The 18189-nt window shown below is 56.5% G+C and carries 27 protein-coding genes and 1 tRNA gene; 13 read left to right on the forward strand and 15 right to left on the reverse strand.

The annotated features are described in order from the left end of the window. Window positions 1–2: 2 nt before the first annotated feature. On the forward strand, window positions 3–1043 hold the full coding sequence (locus tag HXY31_RS01340; RefSeq protein WP_366933060.1) for an NAD(P)-dependent glycerol-1-phosphate dehydrogenase: 1041 nt from the start codon (window positions 3–5) through the stop codon (window positions 1041–1043). Here HXY31_RS01340 and HXY31_RS01345 read toward each other — a convergent pair. After that, on the reverse strand, window positions 1036–1476 hold the full coding sequence (locus HXY31_RS01345; protein WP_292638763.1) for an SRPBCC family protein: 441 nt from the start codon (window positions 1474–1476) through the stop codon (window positions 1036–1038). The genes HXY31_RS01340 and HXY31_RS01345 overlap by 8 nt on opposite strands. A 41-nt stretch (window positions 1477–1517) precedes the next feature. Continuing rightward, window positions 1518–1603, reverse strand: a tRNA-Cys gene (locus tag HXY31_RS01350). A gap of 74 nt (window positions 1604–1677) precedes the next feature. Here HXY31_RS01350 and HXY31_RS01355 point away from each other — a divergent pair. Then, a complete protein-coding gene (locus tag HXY31_RS01355) occupies window positions 1678–1800 on the forward strand; it encodes a hypothetical protein (protein WP_292638764.1) in 123 nt (40 codons plus the stop codon). On the opposite strand, the gene HXY31_RS01360 is transcribed toward HXY31_RS01355, so the two are convergent. Further along, window positions 1797–2369 (reverse strand): DUF99 family protein, encoded by a 573-nt coding sequence (locus tag HXY31_RS01360; RefSeq protein ID WP_292638766.1) that lies wholly within the window; start codon window positions 2367–2369, stop codon window positions 1797–1799. The genes HXY31_RS01355 and HXY31_RS01360 overlap by 4 nt on opposite strands. A 31-nt stretch (window positions 2370–2400) precedes the next feature. After that, window positions 2401–3327, reverse strand: coding sequence for an EF-Tu/IF-2/RF-3 family GTPase (locus HXY31_RS01365; RefSeq protein WP_292638768.1), 927 nt, complete (start codon window positions 3325–3327; stop codon window positions 2401–2403). Between the two features lie 321 nt (window positions 3328–3648). Here HXY31_RS01365 and HXY31_RS01370 point away from each other — a divergent pair, with 321 nt between their 5' ends. Further along, window positions 3649–3786, forward strand: coding sequence for a hypothetical protein (locus tag HXY31_RS01370; RefSeq protein WP_292638770.1), 138 nt, complete (start codon window positions 3649–3651; stop codon window positions 3784–3786). Here HXY31_RS01370 and HXY31_RS01375 read toward each other — a convergent pair. Next, on the reverse strand, window positions 3783–4076 hold the full coding sequence (locus HXY31_RS01375) for a hypothetical protein (RefSeq protein WP_292638772.1): 294 nt from the start codon (window positions 4074–4076) through the stop codon (window positions 3783–3785). The genes HXY31_RS01370 and HXY31_RS01375 overlap by 4 nt on opposite strands. Before the next feature lie 74 nt (window positions 4077–4150). Next, window positions 4151–5224 carry a multicopper oxidase domain-containing protein gene (locus HXY31_RS01380; RefSeq protein ID WP_292638774.1) on the reverse strand — a complete coding sequence of 358 codons (1074 nt, stop codon included), beginning with the start codon at window positions 5222–5224 and terminating at the stop codon, window positions 4151–4153. 150 nt (window positions 5225–5374) lie between these two features. Between HXY31_RS01380 and HXY31_RS01385 the strand changes: the two genes are divergently transcribed. Further along, the gene (locus HXY31_RS01385) at window positions 5375–5599 is read left to right on the forward strand and encodes a hypothetical protein (protein WP_292638776.1); all 225 of its coding nucleotides are present in this window, start codon (window positions 5375–5377) and stop codon (window positions 5597–5599) included. On the opposite strand, the gene HXY31_RS01390 is transcribed toward HXY31_RS01385, so the two are convergent. The 5 genes from HXY31_RS01390 to HXY31_RS01410 are packed head-to-tail and all read right to left on the reverse strand — an operon-like array spanning window position 5592 to window position 9298. Then, on the reverse strand, window positions 5592–5828 hold the full coding sequence (locus HXY31_RS01390) for a hypothetical protein (RefSeq protein ID WP_292638778.1): 237 nt from the start codon (window positions 5826–5828) through the stop codon (window positions 5592–5594). The two genes, HXY31_RS01385 and HXY31_RS01390, sit on opposite strands and share 8 nt — an antisense overlap. A gap of 15 nt (window positions 5829–5843) precedes the next feature. Next, on the reverse strand, window positions 5844–6860 hold the full coding sequence (locus HXY31_RS01395) for an FxLYD domain-containing protein (RefSeq protein ID WP_292638781.1): 1017 nt from the start codon (window positions 6858–6860) through the stop codon (window positions 5844–5846). A 32-nt stretch (window positions 6861–6892) separates the two neighbouring features. After that, a complete protein-coding gene (locus HXY31_RS01400) occupies window positions 6893–7060 on the reverse strand; it encodes a hypothetical protein (RefSeq protein WP_292638784.1) in 168 nt (55 codons plus the stop codon). A 34-nt stretch (window positions 7061–7094) separates the two neighbouring features. Beyond that, the gene (locus tag HXY31_RS01405) at window positions 7095–8267 is read right to left on the reverse strand and encodes a divalent cation transporter (RefSeq protein WP_292638786.1); all 1173 of its coding nucleotides are present in this window, start codon (window positions 8265–8267) and stop codon (window positions 7095–7097) included. Window positions 8268–8272: 5 nt separating this feature from the next. Continuing rightward, window positions 8273–9298: a multicopper oxidase domain-containing protein gene (locus HXY31_RS01410; protein ID WP_292638816.1), complete on the reverse strand. Its 1026-nt coding sequence runs from the start codon at window positions 9296–9298 to the stop codon at window positions 8273–8275. A gap of 114 nt (window positions 9299–9412) precedes the next feature. Here HXY31_RS01410 and HXY31_RS01415 point away from each other — a divergent pair, with 114 nt between their 5' ends. Beyond that, entirely contained in the window at window positions 9413–9973 is a 561-nt protein-coding gene (locus tag HXY31_RS01415; RefSeq protein WP_292638788.1) for a DUF309 domain-containing protein, read from the forward strand. Here HXY31_RS01415 and HXY31_RS01420 read toward each other — a convergent pair. Then, entirely contained in the window at window positions 9963–11237 is a 1275-nt protein-coding gene (locus HXY31_RS01420; RefSeq protein WP_292638791.1) for a CFI-box-CTERM domain-containing protein, read from the reverse strand. The genes HXY31_RS01415 and HXY31_RS01420 overlap by 11 nt on opposite strands. 86 nt (window positions 11238–11323) lie before the next feature. Between HXY31_RS01420 and HXY31_RS01425 the strand changes: the two genes are divergently transcribed. The 3 genes from HXY31_RS01425 to rnz all read left to right on the forward strand — a co-directional run bounded on the left by HXY31_RS01425 (window position 11324) and on the right by rnz (window position 13518). Beyond that, complete coding sequence (locus HXY31_RS01425; protein ID WP_292638793.1) at window positions 11324–12205, forward strand: ribose-phosphate pyrophosphokinase; 882 nt, start codon at window positions 11324–11326, stop codon at window positions 12203–12205. 83 nt (window positions 12206–12288) lie between these two features. Then, on the forward strand, window positions 12289–12558 hold the full coding sequence (locus HXY31_RS01430; protein WP_292638795.1) for a hypothetical protein: 270 nt from the start codon (window positions 12289–12291) through the stop codon (window positions 12556–12558). A 48-nt stretch (window positions 12559–12606) separates the two neighbouring features. Continuing rightward, a complete protein-coding gene (rnz, locus tag HXY31_RS01435) occupies window positions 12607–13518 on the forward strand; it encodes a ribonuclease Z (RefSeq protein ID WP_292638819.1) in 912 nt (303 codons plus the stop codon). Here rnz and HXY31_RS01440 read toward each other — a convergent pair. Beyond that, complete coding sequence (locus HXY31_RS01440; RefSeq protein WP_292638797.1) at window positions 13513–14427, reverse strand: metallophosphoesterase family protein; 915 nt, start codon at window positions 14425–14427, stop codon at window positions 13513–13515. The genes rnz and HXY31_RS01440 overlap by 6 nt on opposite strands. 75 nt (window positions 14428–14502) lie before the next feature. Here HXY31_RS01440 and HXY31_RS01445 point away from each other — a divergent pair, with 75 nt between their 5' ends. Genes HXY31_RS01445 through HXY31_RS01455 form a run of 3 tightly spaced genes read left to right on the forward strand, consistent with a single transcriptional unit; the run spans window position 14503 to window position 15716 of the window. After that, entirely contained in the window at window positions 14503–14811 is a 309-nt protein-coding gene (locus tag HXY31_RS01445) for a hypothetical protein (RefSeq protein WP_292638800.1), read from the forward strand. Window positions 14812–14864: 53 nt separating this feature from the next. Beyond that, on the forward strand, window positions 14865–15269 hold the full coding sequence (locus HXY31_RS01450; protein ID WP_292638803.1) for a 50S ribosomal protein L32e: 405 nt from the start codon (window positions 14865–14867) through the stop codon (window positions 15267–15269). After that, window positions 15270–15716 carry a 50S ribosomal protein L19e gene (locus tag HXY31_RS01455; RefSeq protein ID WP_292638805.1) on the forward strand — a complete coding sequence of 149 codons (447 nt, stop codon included), beginning with the start codon at window positions 15270–15272 and terminating at the stop codon, window positions 15714–15716. It abuts the gene before it with no gap. On the opposite strand, the gene HXY31_RS01460 is transcribed toward HXY31_RS01455, so the two are convergent. Then, window positions 15713–16030, reverse strand: a complete 318-nt coding sequence (locus tag HXY31_RS01460) for an MGMT family protein (protein WP_292638808.1) — start codon at window positions 16028–16030, stop codon at window positions 15713–15715. The two genes, HXY31_RS01455 and HXY31_RS01460, sit on opposite strands and share 4 nt — an antisense overlap. Window positions 16031–16056: 26 nt before the next feature. Further along, window positions 16057–16845 carry a D-aminoacyl-tRNA deacylase gene (locus HXY31_RS01465; RefSeq protein ID WP_292638810.1) on the reverse strand — a complete coding sequence of 263 codons (789 nt, stop codon included), beginning with the start codon at window positions 16843–16845 and terminating at the stop codon, window positions 16057–16059. A 77-nt stretch (window positions 16846–16922) separates the two neighbouring features. Between HXY31_RS01465 and HXY31_RS01470 the strand changes: the two genes are divergently transcribed. Together HXY31_RS01470 and HXY31_RS01475 are read left to right on the forward strand one after the other, a co-directional pair. Beyond that, entirely contained in the window at window positions 16923–17549 is a 627-nt protein-coding gene (locus HXY31_RS01470; RefSeq protein WP_292638812.1) for a transcription elongation factor Spt5, read from the forward strand. A 54-nt stretch (window positions 17550–17603) separates the two neighbouring features. Continuing rightward, on the forward strand, window positions 17604–18189 hold a 586-nt coding region (locus HXY31_RS01475; protein WP_292638814.1), incomplete at its 3' end, for a bifunctional precorrin-2 dehydrogenase/sirohydrochlorin ferrochelatase.

An 18189-nucleotide genomic window follows, 5' to 3' on the forward strand; every position in this document is an offset into this window, starting at 1 on the left:
TCATGGAGCTTCCAAGGAAGATACTGATAGGTGACGGCGTCGTGTCAGACGTGGGCGCCATCGTGACGTCGCTTGGACCCGCTGCAAAAAACGTGGCAGTCATCACCGGCGCGGTGGTGAAAAAGAGGGCGGGCAAAGAGTGTAAGGAATCTCTTGACAAGTGGTCAATTGCAAGCAGGTGGCACACAGTCAGCGACGCGTCGATGGCGACTGTCAAAAAGCTGCACGACTCTATAAAAAAGGACGATCCCGATTTCGTGCTGGGCTTTGGCGGCGGCCGCTCTGTCGACGTGGCAAAGATGACCGCCTTCAGTCTAGCTAGACCTTTTCTGAGCGTGCCCACGTCGGCCTCGCATGACGGCATATCAAGCCCGTTTGTCTCCGTGAGGGGCACGGACAAGCCTCATTCAATAAAGGCAAACACCCCGATAGGCGTGCTTGCAGACACGCACCTCATGTCGCAGGCGCCCCCGAGGCTTTTGGCCGGTGGCTGCGGCGACCTGGTGGCGAAAATAACTGCAGTCAAGGACTGGGAGCTGGCCCGCGATGAAGTGGGCGAGTACTTTGGCTCGTATGCGGCAAACTTGGCATACATGTCTGCCAAGATAATACTTGACGAGTCTGAAAAGCTGAAACGCAAGGACAGGTTCAGCGTCAGGACCATTGTCGAAGCACTGATCAGCGCCGGCGTCGCGGCCTGCATCGCAGGCAGCAGCCGGCCGTGCTCGGGCTCGGAGCACCTGTTCAGCCACGCGCTCGAGTACGTCGCCGGCTCTGACTGCGGGCTCCACGGCGAGCGCGTGGGGCTTGGTACGATAATGATGGCAAAGCTGCACGGCCTGGACTGGCAGAAGGTGAGACACACCCTTGAGAACATGGGCGCGCCCACGAAGGCAAAGCAGATTGGACTGTCTGAAAAGGACGTGGTGCAGGCGCTTGTCAAGGCTCAGTCGCTCAGGCCTGACAGATACACAATCCTGAGCAAGGTCAGGCTCGACAAGGAATCCGCAAGGCTGCTTGCAAAGTCAGTCGGCGTCATCTGAGCGCTTCTATCGTCGCTGTTTTGCGGTGTGCAAATATCTTTTCCAGCTGCCGGTAGGCATAGCCTTCAAGCATCCCGCCAAGGAGACCGTAGCGAAGTTCAAACTCTATTTCGTCGATGACCTTTGTTCCGCCGCCGGCGCGCTCAAAAGCGTGCGTGTGCTTCCACGTTTTGAACCTGCCCTCAAGCATCTCGTCAACGTAGACGTACGGCTTTAGCTCGGTTATCCTAGAGTGCCACGCGCTTTTTACCACCAGGTTTCCTTCCAGCCACACCTCGGTTCCTTGCTGCAGTTTGCTTCCAGTGCTGGACTTGACTACCCTAAGGCGCATGTGCGGCGGCGTTATGACTTCAAGGTGGCCGATGTCGGTGTAAAACTCCCACACCCTGTCAATGTCTGCCGGGACCACAAAAGAGTGCAGGAACTTTTTCAACAATATCAACAGACGTGCAGTCGGTTTTAGGTGTTTGGAAAAGGTGGGGAGGGGAGTCGAACCCCTTTAAATTCGCTGGCTGCTTGGGCAACTGCAGGCGAACGCATGACCGCTCTGCCACCCCACCGATGCCGATCATTCTCGGCGGTTGTAATTTATACATTCGTGAAGTTATAATAACAACCCTGTTCAACAATTCCTATGCCCAGTCAAGGTTGGGACAACTCTCATCCGTTGAAATTCAAGTGCAACTTTTGTAACGCGTATTTCAAGACCGAGAAGGAAAGGCAGAAGCACCAGGAGGAAGTCCACTCTGACTTTTAGAGCGACAGCGCCGAGCGCGCCGCAAGTTTTGCAACCTTGACCGGCTCGGGGATCGCGCCCTGCAGCGTAAAAGCGTTAAGCACCGAGACCGCGCGCTTGCCATTCAGGCCCCAGCAGCGGATGTAAAGGTGCTTTCCGGTCCTGAGCGTCACGCGCTCCCTTGTACCGAGTTTTTCGTACTGCGCAAGTTTGTCCTGCCAGCCATCTGGAAAATGGTGCTTTATCGCGCTTTCAAGCCCCGGCGAGTCTTCAAACGTGACTGCTATCACTGGTAGCCCGGTTTTGTCAGACACCCTGCCGCCGTCTATGATGTTGTACATGCTTATCACGAGCCCGTCAAGGATGATGCAGTTCACGTCGTCGCGTGCAAGCGACCTGTGCATTGAAATGATGCTCTCAGTCGCGTCGTCCCCGCCTATCGTGGCGGTGCCAAACGCCATGCCGTCCACCACCAAGTCGCGGCGCATGACTACTCCGGCAAGCACCGATTTTGCGGTGCCTTTTTTGAAGCTCTCCGCTATCGCAAAAACCCGCACGCCCTTTTTCTCCGAGTGTACGCGCCGGTGCACAAGGATAGCTGGCAGCGCGCCGTGATAAGCGTTATTGGATGATGCCTTTGCCGATTATGCGCGTGCTTGCGCTGTCCGGCTTTAAGAGCACGCATGCCTGCCCCTTCACGCAGGCAAGCGGCTTTTCAGGCGTCATTTCAAGGACATCGCCTGCCTGCTTTATCCTGACCGGCCTTATCTGCAGACCCAAAGACAGCATGTACATCTGGTTCTCGGCAAGGTCGCCCTTGAAGAACGGGCTCTTTTCAAATTTTGTCTTCAATGGCCCCGACGAGACCTGCGCCGCGCCCTGCGCGCAGATGATGTCTCCCCTCGATATGTCGGCTGCAGAAAGCCCCTTTATGGCAAGGCCGACCCTTGCGGGGCTTGCCGAGCTTTCAACAGGGTCGTCGTGCATCTGTATCGACTTTACCAGCACGCCCTTGTTCTGCGGCAGGATTGTCAGCTCGTCGTAGGCCTTGACCGTTCCCTGCTTGACGACGCCTAAAACGACGGTGCCGACGCCTTTTACGTCAAACGCGTGGTCTACAGGTATCATCACCGGCCCGCTGCCGGGCTTGGGCTGCACTTTCGATATTTCCTGCTTCAGCTCGTCGGCGCTGTCCAAGAAGCGATAGTTTGCAAGCGACGTGTTCTTTAGCAGTCCTTTCAGTTTTTCGCGGTCCACCTCGTAGGAATGGAGTATAAAGCCGTCTCTCATGCCGGCGTAGTCAAGGGCAAGTATCTGCTCGCCCAGAAACCTGTCCAGCTTGGCGACGTTCAAAATAGCGTATTCTGCCATGTTGACTGCCTGCAGTAGCGGCTGGATCTTGTCTGGAAACGTCAGAGGCGCCGTCCAGGTGTAGACCGTTTCTGCAGTCTTGCGGTCATAGATTGCAAGGTCGGTGGCAGTCCCCTTCTTGCCAAGCTCGCCTGCAATTGCGTGATCGCCTAGCACGACAAAGTTGACGCTGTTCAACGCACAAGCTGGGACGCTTGCCGGTATAATGGTTTACCGTGGCGCGGCTTTGTAAAAAAAGTCGCCTCTAGATGCCTCTGCCTGCACATTTACAAAGCCAAGCTTGGACTCTACCCAATCCGGACAGGTCCTGACCCCTTTTCTACCTGCAGAAAAAATGTTACATCATGTAACATTTTGAGCACGAAAAAATGATACAATTTTGCAGGATGGCAAGAGGCAAAGACAATCTCGTGCGCAGAATTAGTTCTTTTAAGGTAGACTTTTTTACAAAGCCCCGTGGCGCAGCTGATTTTTATTTGACATCTTTGACTCAAAGGCGTGGTAAAGAAGACCATCTACGGCAGGTGCCCCAAGTGCAAGGCCAAAGGCGACCTTGTGGTTCTAAGCGGCACGCCTGGCAAAGAGAAGTTCAAGTGCAACCAGTGCTTTCACGCCTTTGGGATGGACGAGCTCTAGGCCGCTCCGTTTACCTCGTCCATCGTGAACACAAAGCGCGAGCCGGCGTACGTGTCCTCGGTGCCCTCCCGCTGCCAGGTTACCTTGTATTCTTTGGTCACCTGCTTGCCGATTATCTTTATAGTCGTCGGGAGGTCGGCGTACAGCTTTTCCACCTTCTCCGGGTTTTTGGTCATTAGAACCGAGCGGCGGCGCTTCATGAGGTATTTGACGGCGACGTTTCTGTGCACGTGGCCTTCCACCGGTATCTGTTCCTTGCCGATGTCAATCGTGAACTGGCGCTTGGCCAACGGCTAGAAGCGAAGATCAGGATAGAAAAGCTTTGAGGTAAAATAAAAAGGGGTGGAAGGTCAACCTTCCATTATTACGTCCGTCCGCCCAGCTCCGCCTTTGAGGGAACCCGTGTGCCTTCTGGGTGGTCGTCGGGCTGAGCCTCGTCTGAGGAGACTACCACGAACGCCGCGCCCTTGAGCACATGACTCATGTTGTGGTCAACGCCCACATAGGTTCCTTCAGGGAAGGTGGCTTCGATGACGCTCGCAGAGCCTGGAGGTATGGTCCAAGTCTCGTCCTGCAGCACAGGCCGGCCAAGGAAGTTGCCCCGGACGTTGCCATCCCTTACGTCGATCATTCCATTGATGAAGTGGAATCCGACGTAGCCGTTAGGACCTGGGTTGACGATGTACCATCTTGTCAGCTCGCCCGGCTTGACCTTGAAGACCTGCGCGTCAGGGTTCAGAGGTAGCGGTGTCGCTTGTCCGATGCCCGGCACGTACTTGTGTGCCACGCCGTTGGTCAGTACCAGATCTGGGTCGTCAGCCAGAAGCTTACCTACGTCAAAGCTTCCTGTCTGATTTCCAGCACCTTCAAAGAGTCCCTTGTCAGCGCCGTTGTAGATCTCACCGAAAACCATGTAGAACTCCTTTGCCGGAGCTTCCCTCTTCGGGTGCACTATGATGCCACCGTACATGCCGTTGGCAATGTGCTCCCACACTCCAAAGAGGCCGTCAGCACCGCAGTGGTACAGGAATGCTCCTGCCGTTTTTGCTTGCAGTGTCCATGTCTTGCTCTCGCCGGGTGCGACGTTGCCAGAGAGTGCGTCGCCTATGCCTGCGTGGAAGTCGAGGCTGTGTATGGTGGTCCCCTCGTTTACAAGAGTGAATTCTATTGTGTCGCCAACGTTAGCAGCGACCACCGGACCGGGGATAGTGTCGTTGAAGACCATTGCGTTGTACATGATGCCACCTGGATGCAGAGGATTGTCTGGAGCCACCTGGACTTCCATCTCGTCTGCAACCATGGTGTAGTGCCTTGTGACGCCGGTGCCTTGGTTTTGAGCTTGTGCCGATCCAAAAATGGGGCTGTTAAACAGCGGACTAAAAACAAGCCCCACCACCAGAACACCGGCAGCCATCCCTGCAATGATTGCCTTGTTCATCGATTGCCGTTGTGGTAACGTTCTATATATTATTTGCCAAATTAATATAGTGACTCATAGAACATAGTTCTAAACAAAGAATCTATGTATATTATATAGATATTATCCACAACGGCGTGTTTTAAATTGCGGCGCGTCCATGATGCGTCCATGCCGGCCTATGGTGGCAAGAGGTTCCCCCGCGCGGCGCGCAGGGCAAGAAAGCCGATGCAGGACGACTGGGCAAAAGCGCCCAGGGGCAAGTGGCTGACCTGCACCTACAAGAGGTGCGGCTACACCTGGCAGTATTTTGGAGGCCACAGTTGGGCCGAGTGCCCGGTCTGCCACACGATCATGAAGGTCGCAGTCGCGCAGCGCAACTACAGGGCTAGCTAACGAAAAACGAGTTTTCCCCGCGCGCAAGGGCGAGGTCGACTCTGCCGGATTTTGTGTCGTGCACCACCATCAGCGCCTCCTGTATCCCGTGCTTGCTTGCAAGCGTCTGCAGGTGAAAGTTCAGCGTGTAGAGGTCTGCAAACGACTCTGACTCTATCTTTTGAAGGTCCGAGTCGTACAGTTCCAGGCTCGTCCCCTGCCGGCCCTTCACTATCTTGGCAAAGTGCACGGATGGCATGCTATGTCAGGGGATTTTAAGTGCTGCCCTGAGCCTTGCTGCCGCTATTGCAGCCGCTGTCATTGCCGCAAGCCCGAGCGCCGCAAAGGGAAACTCGGGGATGGCCCTTATTCCCTGCACCTGCACCTGGTGGTCGCCGGGCGGGATAAACACCTCAAGCGAGACGGTCCTGCCGTCCATGGTCACCACCGCGTCGTCGCGCAGCTGGTCGTCCATAAAGACTGCAATGGTCTGGTTCTGCTGCGCCTGTGCAAATTTGAGCGATAGCGAACCGCCGGAAGGTATGTAGGGCTTGATGCCAAAAAGCAGGCTGTCAGTCGCGTTGTCGTAGCGCAGGCTGCTCACCTTTGATATTGTCTGCATGTTGTACCCGATGTACTTGCCGTCGCCGGCAGGTATCGTCGGTATAGGCGCGTTCGGGTCGTAGCCGGCGCAGCTGTAGTACATGGTCTCTTCCTTTATCGAGTCGTCTGGAACCATGGAAAATTCTGCGGTCTGCCCCGGCTCAAGCACTGGTATCGCGGCGCTTCTGGACGAGTCTATCTGGACCATCTGGTCGTCGTGCACCGACGCAAACACAGTCACGTTGTAGAACGGGAATTGTCCGGCGTTGGTCACCGTGCCCGAAAGAGCCCTTTCCTCGCCCACCGCCATGTTTGAATAGTTGAAAACCAGCTCGTCGTAAAGCGGTTGGTCGACGCGCTCTACGCTTGCCACGTAGGGCTTGCCATCTGCCTGCAGGCCCGCCGGCACGCGGAACTTGAACGGTGCGCCTCTGTCAGGGAACATCACCTTTGCGTACGGCTCTTCAAGCAAAGTCGTCCCGTCGGAAAGGTCAAGTGCCATGACGACGCTTATCGGTTCCACTCCTTTGTTGTTCACGACGCCGACGACGTTTGTCATGCCCTCGGCGTCTATGAACGTATAATCAGAATTCAAGAGCTCGATGTCGCTTGGCTGAGCGTAAGCAGAAGGAAACGCGGCGAGAAGTGCAAGAAGCGCAGGCCACGCAGCCAATCGCATGTTCGGAGGTAGGCGTTCCGGCAATTTAAGGCCTATCCGCCCGCGTTCTCGCCAGAGAATGTAATGCTGTCCTGGTACACGTTTATCAGCTCGTTTATCACGTCGCCATAGTCCACGTCATGCCCCTTGGCGTGCATCATGTCGCTCAGGACAGACGAGAGGCGCCTGTAGGTCTGGTCGTCAAGCGTGAGCGTCTTCATGGCTCCCGGATGAGCCGACGCGGGATATTTACCTTCATATCAAAAGCGCGGTAAGATACATCAGGATCATGCCTGCAGCTATGCCTGCGACCACCGGACCGCTGAGCAGCTTTTCCTTTCCGCCTGCGAACTTGAATATCGCATAGACGACCTGGAATACCGCGCCCGCGCCGACTGCCAGAAACACTACCGATGCTATCGGGGAAGCGACGAAGCCGCCTATCCACGCGCCTGCGATTGCCGGGGCGCCGGCTATGAACCCAAGAAGGGCAAGGTACGCAATCTTTGGTTTTTGCCGGGCTACAGGCGCCACTATAGCAAGGCCCTCGGTGGTGTTGTGCAGCGTGAACCCGACTATGAGGAACGTGCTCAGCGCGACTTCGCCGGCAACCATTGCGCCGCCTATTGCCAAGCCCTCCCCGAGGTTGTGCAGGCCGATTCCTATCGCTATCATGAGCGCGACAGAGGAGGCGCCTGCGATTGTGGCCTTTTGCTGGTTGTTTCTTTCAACCAGCCTTTCTGACACGTAGAGCAGTCCAAGGAACGAGAAGACAGTCACAGTCGCGATGAGCACGGCGCCACCAACCGATCCTGCGACTGTCTGTGCAGAGATCTCGTTTGCCTCCACAACCGCGTCTATGCCAAGGAAAAGGAGCAGACCGGCAGTCAGGCTGATAAAGAACATGTACTTGCCCTGCGACAGCTGCTTCAGGAACGGCAGCCACAGCAAGCCTATCAGCACCGGTATTATCCCCACGTAGGTGCCAAGGAGCGCAAGGAGCGAGACCTGCCCTGCGTCTGGTTTTGGCGTCATGGTCGCGGCCTCGACGCTTCCTGCAAACCTTGTCCCGTCAGAGGTTGTGATGCCCACCTCGTAGGGCTGCCCCTCGTTCCAGTCGTACGGGATTACCACCCGCGCCGCGCCGTACCTTTCAAGTGTCTTTGAAGGCTCGATTGCAGCCGGCCTTATCCTGTCGTTCACGTCTGCCTGCGCAATGTCCACGGTTTCAGGCCCCGTGTTGCGTATGTGCGCGGTTATCAGCCGCTCGCCGAATTCGATGCGCTCCACCGTGACGTCGGGCAGCGGCGTCCCAAAGTTCAGGATGTCGTTTCCCGGCCAGAACAGGAACGCTATCATGCCGCCGAGTATGACAAGCGGTATCAGCGCGCTTGCGACAATTTTCCCGGTGCTGGCAGTTGCTTGCATCTACCTCACTCCTTTACCAGAAACGTCCCGACCCAGCCCTTCTCAGCAAACTCGGTCTTGTGCGCGTGGAACATGTACGTGCCTGGATACTTGTACGAGAATTCCAGTATCGAGCGCTCGCCTTGGCTCATCGTTATCATGTCTGTGGATTCGTCGACGGTCAGGCCCGTGCCAGTCCTGTAGACGTTGTACACGTTGCCGTGCAGGTGAAAGTTGTTTATCGGGTCAAACTCGAGTATGTTGACAAGGTACACGCGCACCAGCCTGTCCTTTTCTATCTGTATCGGGTGGTGCATGTAATAGAACGGGATTCCGTTCACGGTGTAAAAGTTGTTTTCAGTGTCAAAGTCGGTGTCGTAGCCGTTCATCAGTATGACCATTTCGTCGGCGTCAGGCCTGCCCTCCTTTGGGTCTATGATGTAGACGCCGTACAGCCCGTGGGCGATGTGCTCCTCGATGGGCTGCACGTGGCAGTGATACAGAAACAGCCCGTAAGGCTCTGCCCTAAACTCGTAGGTGAACTGGCCGCCGGGAGCAATGACTTCAAAGACTCCGTCCATCTGCGCCTCGTGAATGCTGTGAAAGTGCATCGTGTGAGGCTTTGAGCCGTTGTTGATGAAATTAATCCTGACAAGGTCACCCTCAGTCGCCCTTATCGTGGGGCCGGGTATGGTGCCGTTGAACGTCCACGCGTTGTAAAACACGCCCGGCGAGACTTCAAGGGTTTGTTTGTCGTCGGCTATTATTGTAAACTCTCGCATGGTCGTGCCGTCAGGAAGCGTCGACGTGCGCCCGTAGTTGAACTCGCGGAGGTACCTGTCGGGGTCTATCTCTGCAGGGTTTGCCCTCGTGTCCTGGTGCTCGGGGTCAAGCACGTCGCCTGTAGTCGTGTATGACTCGAGCGCGTGGCCCTGCACCAGCTTTTCCTCCTTCTGCGCCTGTGCCGGCGACCCAAGCGAGGCGGCGGCAAAAGCCGTACCGAGGACAGCGGCGGCTACAACTGCCGCTAGTAGTAGCTTTGCGCTGAGCATAACCTGCAACATAGGATCCGGGATTCTGCGTAATAAATGTTAGCCTGGGCTAACATTATTAGCCAATGCTATTTTGCGCGACGTTTATTTTTCCTGAAAATCAAGGCAAGAATGGTGAAGCGCTACTTCATCCACCTGCAGAACAAGGAATATACTCCAAAGGACGCGACCGTGCTCCTTGAAAGGGCGCGGGAGCTTGTGCGCGGCGCCATCGTGCGCGACTCCCGGGTATCCAAAAAGTACATCGAGTTTGACACGAGCATCCCCGACTCTATGGGCATCGACAACCTTGTCGGTAGGCTCCAAAAGATATCGCCGATTGCAAGCTTTGAGCACATCGTCGAAAAAGACCTGCCAAAGGACGAGGCCATAAAACATGCGATAGAGCTCTTCAACGAGGAAAAGTACTGGGGTACTCACGAGGCGCTTGAGGCCGTGTGGAAGGCGACTCCAAAGGGGAGCGAGCGGGACCTGATAAACGGCATCATCCTCGTGGCGGCTGCCTTTGTGCACGACCTGAAGGACGAGCGCGACATCTGCCTGTCGATACTTGGCAGGGCTATGAAAAAGCTGGACGGCGCTTCCGGCAGCTACCACGGGATAGACATGGACAGGTTCGTAGGTCTTGTCAACAGGATCCTGCAGACAGGCAGGATAGAGCGGTTCACAATCTAGCAGCCCTTGCGACTGCTATTATCACGGTGCTTATCGCCGACAGCACAAGGAGCGCGGTGCCGGCCATGAGCAGCGCGCCGCCTGTCAGCTCGCCGGCCCCAAGCAGCGCAAGGCTTGACGCCCAGGCCGCGACAAGTACGTATTTTGCCCTGCCAATGTTCCACTGCCTGCGCCTGCCCTGCAGGGCAAGGACCGCCGAGAGGGGTGCAAAATAAAGCAGGCCGATGAGGGCGCTTGCTGTGAGGCCGGCGCCAATTATTGCCGCCTCGCCGTTGAACGCAAGCGCGCCGTAGACCTGTGTGCTCAGGTCAAGTATGCCAAGCAGAGGGTATACGGACGCCCTGACTGCCTCCTTGAGCCAGGGCTGGCCCCGCTCGAAATCCGCCACCTGCGGGCTGAAGGAGTAGTACCAGCCGTTAAAGACTGCCATAAAGCTCGAGCCTGCCAGGGTGTTGAGCGCTATGCCGTCGCGGAAGTTGCGCAGGGTCTGCACCTGTGGCGCAAGCTCGCTTCCAAACGCGGCAGTCGCAATCAGGCAGCCGCTGCTGGCGCCTGTAAAGTCCTTGTTCGAGCTCACACCTACGCCAGCTGCCTCTGCTGTCGCCACCTCAGAAACGTACTGGTCCGAGTCTGCCACAAGGCTAAAGCGCGCTGCCTTGTACGTCTGCAGTCGCTCAGACACCACAACGCCAAAGCCAGCGTTCTGCCCCGGCGACAGGTCGGTCACCCTGTCGCCCCCTTCGGCAAGCGCCTCGCCCACTGCGACTACCTTGCCGTCTTTGTCATAGAGTGTTGCTATCACTATCGGGTTTGTGGCAGTCTCGCTCCCGTCGTTTCTGGCGTTCACGTTTATGAAATACAGTCCGAGCACGTCAAGGCGCGAGCTTGCAGATAGTATCTTCAGGCTTGCAGGCTTGGACTCCGCCTCCTGTCCAGTTGCTGTAAGCTCGTACCTTGCCACCTGGCTCACGGTGGCAGAGTCAATGTAGCGCATCTCAAAGGGCGCGACCCCGCCGGGATTTATCACCCGGATTTTTGGAGCCTGTGTCTGCTCTGCAAGCAGGTTGCCCTGGCTGTCGTAAAACGACGCCGTTATCCTGACGTTTGTGGCAGCGCTTTGCGAGTCGTTTCGCACCTCCCCAAGCACGTGCATTATCCGGGTTTCGTCAACGTACGACGACTCGTTTTGAAAGGAGAAATCCTGAGCGTAGGCCGGCAGCGTCGTGAGCAAGAGCGCGATTGCAGCGACAGCGAGGGCACGCATCGGCAATGCTCCTTCTGCAATTCGGGGTATTTATGTCAAAAGAATAGGTATTATAGGATGCGCAGACGAACAAGTGGGGAAAGCGCTTGTCAGACCTGACAGTTGTCGCCGGGCCCTCCTCGCCAGAGCTTGCCGGCATGGTGGCGGCCCACCTTGACGCCGCGCTGGTGCAGGCAGAGCTCCGCGTGTTTTCCGACGGCGAGAGCAAGATAAGGCTTGCAGGACCTGTCGGCGAGAGGTGCATAATAGTCCAGTCCACCCACCCTCCGACTGACTCGCACCTCATGCAGGCGATGATGATTGCAAGAAAGTGCGCCGACGCCGGCTCCAAGGTGTGCGCAGTCATCCCCTACCTTGCTTATGCAAGGCAGGACAAGGCGTTTTTGGAAGGCGAGGTCGTCAGCATCGCGCTTGTCGCAAAGCTCCTCGAAGCAGCAGGAGTGTCGTCTGTTGTGACAGTCGACATGCACAGCCAGGCTGGGCTTGCGCACTTTGCAAGGATAAAGAACATCTCCTCGATACCGCTCCTTGCCCAGCACGCGGCAGGCATGGGCTTGGCGCGTCCGATAGCAGTCTCGCCGGACGCCGGCGGCGCGGCGAGGGTCGAAGAGTTTGCGCGGCTTTTAAACACAGACTTTGTGGCCCTGAAGAAGACCCGCGACAGGACTACAGGAGAGGTTACAGTCGACCCCGAGATAGGCGCCGACGTGTCTGGAAGGGATGCAATCCTTGTAGACGACATGATAAGCAGCGGGGGCAGTATCGTAAAGGCTGCAGGCGTCCTGAAAAAAGGCGGAGCAGCAAGGGTTTACGCAATGTGCGCCCACGCGCTCTTGATAGGCGACGCGGCCTCCAAGATACAGGCTGCAGGCGTGCAGGAGATAGTGGCGACAAACTCTATTCCCGGCAAGTATGCAAGGGTCGACCTGAGCAAGGCGCTTGCAGAGGCAGCCATCTCGCTTTTCTAGCGCCGCGCAAATGATGCAGATAAAAATACCGGTCAAAAACTGCTGAACGCTTTTGTCTTATTTCTGCGGAATTTGCAGTGGCGATGTCTCACCAGAAGAAGGGCGAAGCCGACTACTCCAAGAGCATGAAGACCGTGGCAGCAGCCATACTGGTGATGGGCCTGTCGCTTGCGACAATCATACTCGTGTATCTATGGTTCGGCCACATAGGCCCGTCGTTTTCCGCCGAGAGGCAGCAGGAGCAGGAGGACGAGCTGAGAGAGCAGTACGGCATGGAGCCGAGGGAGCGTTTTACCTCAAAGGAGCTGGAGGTCCCGCCGTCGCTTCGCAACGTCACCGGCGCCGGTAGCTGACCATTCAAACATAAATCCGGCCCCACTGTAGCATCTGCGTTGGCAAACATGCAGATGGTCTTCCTTGGCACGTCGTCGGCCGCCCCGACAGTCGAGCGCGGTCTGTCGTCGGTTGCCATACTGCGCGACGGCGAGCTCTTGCTGTTTGACGCAGGAGAGGGCATGCAGCGCAACTTCATCAAGGCCGGCCTTGGAATGAACAGGAAGATGAAGGTGTTTGTCAGCCACATGCACGCAGACCACTGCGTCGGGCTCCTCGGGCTATTGCAGACGATGGCGCTGCAGGGCAGGGAGCGCCCCCTTGAGATCTACGGCCAGCCGAGGCTCAAGGAGTTCCTGCTTGAAAACATGAGGATAATAAACTTCGGCCTCACGTTTGAAGTTGCAATACACACAATCGAAAAGGAAGGGGTCGTGGTCGAGGAGGAGGGCTACCAGGTGTCGTGCTGCGAGGCAAAGCACTCCATACCGGCGCTGTCGTTCAGGCTGGACGAGCGCGACAGGCCAGGACAGTTCAACGTCGAGCTCGTGAAAAAGCTGGGCATCCCCGAAGGCGGGCTTTACAGCAGGCTCCAGCGAGGGCAGGACGTGGAGCACAAGGGCAGGGTGGTGAAATCTTCAGACGTGGTCGGCCCGCCAAGGCCGGGAAGGAAGATAGGCATATCAGGCGACACCCGGCCGACTGACAAGCTGGCGCAGTTTTTCAAAGGATGCGACATACTGGTGTTCGAGTCGACCTACGCTCATGACAAGCTGCAAAAGGCGCTAGAGACGTCGCACTCTACCGCGACAGAAGCCGCCACGCTTGCCAAGCAGGCGGAGGTCAAGAAGCTGTTTTTGACGCACTTTAGCGCCCGCTACGACGAGACGTCCGCGCTTGTGCAGGAGGCGTCGGCTATTCACGGAAACGTCGAGGCCGCCGAAGACCTGAAAGTCGTCGACATACCGTACCCGTCATAGCCTTATCGCGTACCGTGCAAGGTCACTTGCGTACTGCACTTTTGCCAGCTCTTTTCCGCCTGCCACCAGGTACGCGGCGCCAAAGCTCTGGTAGGCCTCTTTGCTTGAAAAGAGCGTGAGCACCCTTCCGTGGTGGTCGACCCGAAAGCCATCGCAGGGCTCGTGGCCGCGTACCACGACCTGTGTGTTTGTGGCCCTGAGCCAACGCTCTGTTACGTCAGGGCCAAAGTACCTGCCGATGCCCCTGTGCGACGGTGCCCAGCCGCCTGCAGGCTGAGGGTCGTTCCACAGGAGCTCTTCGAGCGCCCTGCTCCGCACGTGGTTTTCCTGCGCGCCTGCAATCGCCTGCGGATCAGACTCTTCTGTTGGCAGGCCACCGTGCACGAGCAACAGTTTGCCGTTTACTATTGTCGCAAGTGTCATGAGCCTGAAAAGCGAGAGAACCTGCTTGTAGAGCGACTTTGCAAAAGCGCCGAACCTGTCTTCCATCTCGTACGGGAGGTCGTGGGGCGAGAACGGGAACTCTGCTGGCGCCTCGTGGTTGCCCCGCATGAGAACGACAGAGTCCGGGTGTTTGCTTTTCAAATGGCACACGGAATACAGCACGCAGGCAGAGTCGCTGCCCCTGTCGACATAGTCGCCAAGAAAGACGAGCTTGTTTCCCTTGTCCTGAAGGAAATCGCCTAGCGCGTCCAGTATGCGAAAGAGCGTCTGCGAGTCGCCGTGCAGGTCGCTTACTACGGCCAGCTTGTTGACGCAGGCAAGTTCCACAAGCCCACCCTTTACAAGGCCGCCTTCCATCATGCCGGCGCTTCTTTCAGCAAGCATCGCAGCCGTTGCCTGCTCGACGACCTGCGAAAACCCGTCGAGCCCGGCCCTGGCGGCTTCTCGTTCCAGCTTTTCCCACATTGGTGTAACTTGCTCATCCTTGCTAATTACAGCTGCGGGCTAACCGTTATACGTGCGCCACAACGACTCGAGGTGATGGCAGACGCGTGGCTCGAGGTCAGGTCCTGTACCGAGAGCAAAAAAGAGCTTGACAGAGAGACTGTGCTGCGCGTCCCCGCCCTGTCAGAAGCCATGAAGGTGGCAGAAAACGCCGTCCAGGACGCGCAGAGAAAGGGAAGCAAGCACTGGGAATATTCGATAAGGCTTCAAGAAAATGAAATCCGTGAATTGTCGGGCCTGTTTTCAGAGGGCGCGGCAAGCGACGACGACAGGTCGGCGTCGCGCACAGTCGACGTAACGTACAACGGCAGGTGCTACGCGCTCACGCTTTTTATCTTCAAGTAGAGCCCCGGGCAAAGGTATTTATTAAAAACGGGTTTTCATGCCTACGTATCGCTATGGTGATTAACGAGGAGTTACTTGCCGCGCGCAAAAAGGTCTCAAGCAAGCGCCCCAAGTTCATCAGGCAGGAGAGCTGGAGGTACGACAGGCTTGCAGAGAACTGGCGTAAGCCAAAGGGCAAGGACAACAAGATGAGGAAGCAGAAGGCAGGCGTGCCTGCAATAGTCAAGATAGGCTACCGCGGCCCGAAGGACGCAAGGGGCCTACACCCGTCAGGCTACACGGATAACATCGTATACAATCCTGCAGACCTTGCAGGGCTTGACCCGAAAAAGGACGCGGTTAGGCTTGCGCGCACGGTGGGCACCCGCAAGCGCAAGGAGATAATCGAACAGGCCACAAAGGCAAAGTTCAAGATCCTGAACGCGGGCAAGCTTGCCCCGAAGAAGGAGGACAAGTAAATGGTAGTCAACATCGGCAAAAAGCGCGAGCTGGTCGCAAGGATACTCGGCGTCGGCGTGAACCGCGTGAGGTTTGAGCCTGACAAGCTGGAAGACGTCGCAGACTCGATCACGCGTGACAACATACGCTCGCTTGTGAAAAGCGGCGCGATATGGACCGTCAAGACCCGCGGGACTTCAAGGGGGCGTGCGCACGAAAAGCGCTCCGTCTGGAAGATCCACGGCAAGGGCCCGGGCTCAAAGAAGGGCAAGGGGACTGCAAGGACCGGCAAGAAGCAGGTTTATGTCATCCGCGTCAGGTCCATGCGCTACCACCTCAAGGTCATGAAGGACCGCAAGGAGATACCAAACGACGTGTACTGGCACCTGTACAAGCAGGTCAACGGCGGTCACGTGAGGTCGCTTGCACACCTGCGCGAGCTTGTAGCGGCATCCAAGGCACGCTAGTTCTTTTTCAGGACTGCGCGCCTTTTTTCAAAATCTTTAATCCTGTCGCCTTCAAACGACAGGCCCTCGTTTTCAAGTATGTCCTTTTTCACCTTCGTCCCGTAGGCGTAGCCGCCTATTCCGCCGTCTGACGCGACGACTCTGTGGCACGGGACGACTATAGGGTCAGGGTTTGCGTTCATTATCCTGCCGATTGCGCGTGCAGCGCGCGGGTGCCCAAGTGCCTTTGCCAGGTCGCCGTAGGTCGTGACCTTGCCTTTTGGGACCGTCCTTAAAAGCGCGTAAACGTCGCTTGCGAAAAGTGCGCCTCTCATGCCTGCATTATGGCACCCATGATATTTCAAACTTTCATGACCTCAAGGCCTGTTTTTTCTGCAAGTTTGGTTATCCTGTCCTTGTGGCTGCCAAGCCCCTTTGCGTCAAGGATGACGTGCGTCACCTTTTCAGAGCTTTTCCTTATCATCTGGTCAAGCATCCGCTCGTCGATTGCGCCAAGGCTGTGCTTTGACGCAACGGCTGCAAGCCCAAAGTCGGATTCAAGCAAGAGCTTGTTGAACTTTGTCGGATAATGCGTTCCGCCTATTGCGACGCCCACCTTCTTGCACGGCTCGACGTTCTGCAGCACACCAAGTATACACCTGCACATCGCCTTTGCGGCATTTCTGTCGGCCCACTGCTTTTCCGACGAGCCAAGCTCGATAAACAGCACGGGCTTTGCAAGCGACGTGGGCCCGTGGTGTGTGGCCTCGATTATCACGTCGTAGCCGGGCACCCCTGCCTTCGCTATGGCCTTCAGGTACGCCTTTTGCAGGGCGGGCCACGCCATTGCAATCTCGCCGGGGTTGCCCCCAAAGGGCGCGTCGGAGAAGTTGCCGGTGCAGTGGCACGTGAGGGTAGGTATACCGCTATCAGACCTGTGCTTTGAGAGAAAAACAAACGCCCGGGCGTCAGGGTATGTTTTGTCCAGGTCTTCAAGTGTGAGGAGGCTCTCTTTTGTCACGTGCAGGGCAATGTCGCCGTACCTGGGTGAGAGGCCGTCAGGCCCGAACCCCTCCTCGCTTGTGAGGTGATCAATCATCGTGGCGCCAGCGAGGTCCTGGCTTGAGGCGACCAGTATATAGCGGGACACTTGAGAACCGTTGTAATTTCGGCACCAATTTAAAGTAGACTTATATTGCAAAGGCACTTCGCGTAGATTGGCTATACATGAGCGATAAGCTAAAAGATTCCCAAGAAGACGACCTGGGAGATATCAGCTTTGAAGATGAACAGGGTATGGAGGCTGCCGAGCAGCCTGCAGAGGCTGAAGCGGAGGTAAAGCCTGCAGAACAGCCAGCACAGGTGCAGGTAGAAGCACCCAAGCCGGCGCCTGTGAGCGACAAGCCAGCAAGCGACAGCAAGTTCTTTGCGATACGCACGACAGGCGGCCAGGAGCGCATGGTGGCAGACATGCTTTACACCAAAGTCACTGCGAAAAAGATAGGCATCCGCTCCGTCATGGTCCTTGACAGCTTCAAGGGCTACATCATAGTCGAGGCGCCAGATTCCAACGTCGCCTACGAGGGCTTGGCAGGAATCAGGCACGTCCGGGGCCAAATCCGTGGCGACCTGCCCTTCAAGGACATCGAAGGGTACCTCGTAAAGAAGCCGACGGTAACGGAACTTTCAATAGACGACACGGTAGAGGTCATCGCCGGCCCGTTCAAGGGCATGAAGGCCAAGATAACCCGCGTCGACTATGAAAAGCAGGAAGCGACAGTCGTCCTGCTGGACTCGCCGTACCAGATACCTGTCACGGTTGACGCCAACTACTTGAAAAAGGCACCCCACTGAAGTGTTAAATAGACAATGATAACAAGTGACTCCCGGCTTTTCGGTGTCATTTAGTTGATAGTCGACCTGAACCTGAAGGGCAAGCATGTCATAGTAATTGGCGGCGGCACAGAAGGGGTCAGGAAGGTCAACGCGCTTCTGGGCCAGGGCTGCAGGATAACTGTAATCAGCAGCAGGTTCAACAAGTACCTCAACGCCCAGGCAAAGGCAGGCAAGATAGAGGCGGTAAAGGCCAGGATAAAGGACGCAGGCATCCTTGATGGCTATGACGATCCTTTCCTGGTGCTTGCGTCGACTGACGACAGAGAATTGAACCGGAAATTATGCCAGAAGGGGCGCGAAAAAGGCGCGTTTGTGTATTCAGTCGACGACCCGGCATACAGCGACTTTTCCTACGCTTCTGTGATAAACATCGAAGGCGTCATGCAGGTGGCGATATCCACTTCTGGCAAGAGCCCCATAATGGCACGCCAGATACGGATTCGCGCAGAGCGCATCCTTCGCAAGGAGATCAAAAAGGCAGACGTTGAAAACGCAAAACTGCAGGAATTTGCGAGGAACGCGGCTAGGCCAAAGATACATACGGTTGAAAAGCGCAAGGAATTCATGTACGCGTTGCTGAGGGCCAAAAAGATTCAGA

Origin of the sequence: Nitrososphaera sp. (genome assembly GCF_013388945.1) — an archaeon.
Lineage (GTDB): Archaea > Thermoproteota > Nitrososphaeria > Nitrososphaerales > Nitrososphaeraceae > Nitrososphaera.

Coding starts and splice junctions, on each gene's coding strand:
- HXY31_RS01340 (WP_366933060.1), top strand. CDS start 3: ATGGAGCTTCCAAGGAAGATACTGATAGGTGACGGCGTCGTGTCAGAC.
- HXY31_RS01355 (WP_292638764.1), top strand. CDS start 1,678: ATGCCCAGTCAAGGTTGGGACAACTCTCATCCGTTGAAATTCAAGTGC.
- HXY31_RS01380 (WP_292638774.1), bottom strand. CDS start 5,224: ATGAACAAGGCAATCATTGCAGGGATGGCTGCCGGTGTTCTGGTGGTG.
- HXY31_RS01385 (WP_292638776.1), top strand. CDS start 5,375: ATGCCGGCCTATGGTGGCAAGAGGTTCCCCCGCGCGGCGCGCAGGGCA.
- HXY31_RS01395 (WP_292638781.1), bottom strand. CDS start 6,860: ATGCGATTGGCTGCGTGGCCTGCGCTTCTTGCACTTCTCGCCGCGTTT.
- HXY31_RS01400 (WP_292638784.1), bottom strand. CDS start 7,060: ATGAAGACGCTCACGCTTGACGACCAGACCTACAGGCGCCTCTCGTCT.
- HXY31_RS01405 (WP_292638786.1), bottom strand. CDS start 8,267: ATGCAAGCAACTGCCAGCACCGGGAAAATTGTCGCAAGCGCGCTGATA.
- HXY31_RS01410 (WP_292638816.1), bottom strand. CDS start 9,298: ATGCTCAGCGCAAAGCTACTACTAGCGGCAGTTGTAGCCGCCGCTGTC.
- HXY31_RS01420 (WP_292638791.1), bottom strand. CDS start 11,237: ATGCGTGCCCTCGCTGTCGCTGCAATCGCGCTCTTGCTCACGACGCTG.
- HXY31_RS01430 (WP_292638795.1), top strand. CDS start 12,289: ATGTCTCACCAGAAGAAGGGCGAAGCCGACTACTCCAAGAGCATGAAG.
- rnz (WP_292638819.1), top strand. CDS start 12,607: ATGCAGATGGTCTTCCTTGGCACGTCGTCGGCCGCCCCGACAGTCGAG.
- HXY31_RS01440 (WP_292638797.1), bottom strand. CDS start 14,427: ATGTGGGAAAAGCTGGAACGAGAAGCCGCCAGGGCCGGGCTCGACGGG.
- HXY31_RS01445 (WP_292638800.1), top strand. CDS start 14,503: ATGGCAGACGCGTGGCTCGAGGTCAGGTCCTGTACCGAGAGCAAAAAA.
- HXY31_RS01450 (WP_292638803.1), top strand. CDS start 14,865: ATGGTGATTAACGAGGAGTTACTTGCCGCGCGCAAAAAGGTCTCAAGC.
- HXY31_RS01455 (WP_292638805.1), top strand. CDS start 15,270: ATGGTAGTCAACATCGGCAAAAAGCGCGAGCTGGTCGCAAGGATACTC.
- HXY31_RS01460 (WP_292638808.1), bottom strand. CDS start 16,030: ATGAGAGGCGCACTTTTCGCAAGCGACGTTTACGCGCTTTTAAGGACG.
- HXY31_RS01470 (WP_292638812.1), top strand. CDS start 16,923: ATGAGCGATAAGCTAAAAGATTCCCAAGAAGACGACCTGGGAGATATC.